We start from the raw sequence: 2,369 nt of genomic DNA on the forward strand, positions 1-2,369 counted from the left end.
AAGTTGCATTAAAAGGAACATGGTGTGAGAAAGTGAAGCTTGGTAACAAAAATAAAAGAAAAAAATGAATTGATAACCAAATAAGAAATAATTGATGACAACAGAAATATTAGAGGAAACTGTTGTGAAATTAAAACCTCAAGACATAGAAATTCAGAACATAGACCATCTAGGGATAGTAGCAGGAATAATAGACGCGATAGGAATAGTAGAAATAATAAATGAATTAATAGGAGTCGAAAAAGGCGAAAAAGTAAATGCAGGTCAAGTAGTAAAAGCCATGATAATAAACGGGTTAGGATTTGTCTCCAAACCGTTATATATGTTTCCCGAATATTTTGAAACAATCGCTTGTGAACATCTAATAGGAACAGGAGTAAAACCAGAATATCTCAACGACGATAAGCTGGGAAGAGTCATGGATAAACTATTTATAAAAGGATTGGATACAATATTTTTTATCATCGCATTAAAAGCAGCACAAAAATTTGGAGTATCACTATCAACATCACACCTAGACTCATCATCAATGCACGTGCATGGTCAATATAACACCAGCTTACCAGAAGTAATATTTGAGAGTCAAAAAGTAGGAGATAACCAAGAATTAGAAGAAATAGCAGTAAAATCACCAAAAGAAATAACCATCACCTACGGTTATTCCCGTGACCACAGACCAGACTTAAAACAGTTCATTATAGAAATGATATGTACAGGAGATGGAGACATACCAATATTTTTAAAACTAGCATCGGGAAACCAAGCAGATTCATCATGCTTTGGTCAAATAGCAGTAGAATATCAAAAACAATTAGAAGTTAATAGTCTCATAGTAGCAGACTCAGCTTTATATACAGAATCAAACCTGAAAATGATGTCAGAATTAGACTGGTTATGCCGAGTACCATTAAGCATAAAAGCAGCAAAATCATTAATATCAACAATCCGAGAATCAGAATTTATTGATAGTAAAATACCAGGATATAAATTAGTATCAAAAACCGAAAAATATGCAGGAATAGAACAAAGATGGTTAGTAGTGCAAAGTCAAGAAAGAAGAGAATCAGACCTGCGTAAGCTCACCCAAAAAATTACCAAAGCCGAATCAAAAGCTGTGCAAGAATTGAAAAAATTATCACAAGAAGAATTTGCTTGTGAAGCAGATGCTATCAAGGCATTATCAAAATTATCAAAACAGTTCAAATATCACCAAATTAACGAAATTTTGGTTACTCAAGTCAAATCTAAGACTAAAGATTCTCCACAAGAAATATCTTACCAAATATCAGCTACAGTTTCCGAAGATGAAAGTAAGATTAATACAGAATTGCTGAGTGCAGGGCGGTTTATTATTGCCACCAATGTTTTAGATTCAAAGGAACTTAGTGATGATTCTATGCTCAGTGAATATAAAGCCCAGCAGTCATGTGAAAGAGGGTTTGGTTTTCTCAAAGACCCATTATTTTTTGCCGACAGTATTTTCCTCAAAAGTCCTGAAAGAATAGAGTCTTTGGGAATGATTATGGGTTTATGTCTACTGGTTTATACTTTGGCTCAACGTCAAATTAGAAATGCTCTAAAAGAGTCTAAATCAACAATTAAAAATCAATTAGGCAAAGCAACTAACCGCCCTACTTTGCGCTGGATTTTTCAATGTTTCCAGTGTATTCATTTAGTTGAATATAACAATGAACAACACGTCTCTAATTGGACTCCAGATAGGGATTTTATCCTGAATCTTTTACCAGATGATTGTCTTCATTACTATCAATTAGCCACTTAATTCTTCTCTAAATTAAATTAATTTAATTAATATTAGATTTAGGAGCTAATATTTTTGATTTATAGCTCTATTTTACTATGTCTATAATTTTGTTTTTTACTTCAATTTATTAGTCTAACTTATACGCTCTATCTTGAATATGTTCATTTATTTATCTATTGACTCTTCTGGTTGGTGTTCATTCTTATTGCTCCTTATTGAGAATGGGTTTTGATCCCATTTTTGGTGTTTTTCTTTTTCGACAATATATTTTTTCGCTAATATGTGATTTTTTAGCCTCAGTTCTCTTTCTTATTTCCGTAATTTCCCTGTGTGACAGCTAAGGGTGCGGAATGTGGGTTTGAGCTGCTTTTAATGCGATGATAAAAAATATTGTATCCAATCCTTTTATAAATAGTTTATCCATGACTCTTCCCAGCTTATCGTCGTTGAGATATTCTGGTTTTACTCCTGTTCCTATTAGATGTTCACAAGCGATTGTTTCAAAATATTCGGGAAACATATATAACGGTTTGGAGACAAATCCTAACCCGTTTATTATCATGGCTTTTACTACTTGACCTGCATTTACTTTTTCGCCTTTTTC

Annotated in this window: 1 protein-coding gene and 1 pseudogene; one reads left to right on the plus strand and one right to left on the minus strand. The window is 32.9% G+C overall.

What is annotated here, in order from left to right:
- Positions 1-94: 94 nt before the first annotated feature.
- Positions 95-1,783 carry an IS1634 family transposase gene (locus CUN59_RS19670; RefSeq protein WP_104389423.1) on the plus strand — a complete coding sequence of 563 codons (1,689 nt, stop codon included), beginning with the start codon at positions 95-97 and terminating at the stop codon, positions 1,781-1,783.
- A gap of 340 nt (positions 1,784-2,123) precedes the next feature.
- On the opposite strand, the pseudogene CUN59_RS19680 reads toward CUN59_RS19670, so the two are convergent.
- Positions 2,124-2,369 (minus strand): annotated as a pseudogene (locus tag CUN59_RS19680) (DUF4277 domain-containing protein); the annotation flags it as partial.

It is taken from the genome of Cuspidothrix issatschenkoi CHARLIE-1 (genome assembly GCF_002934005.1).
GTDB lineage: Bacteria > Cyanobacteriota > Cyanobacteriia > Cyanobacteriales > Nostocaceae > Cuspidothrix > Cuspidothrix issatschenkoi.

Excerpts from the sequence above, each read along its gene's own strand:
- CUN59_RS19670 (WP_104389423.1), top strand. The coding sequence starts at position 95 with ATGACAACAGAAATATTAGAGGAAACTGTTGTGAAATTAAAACCTCAA.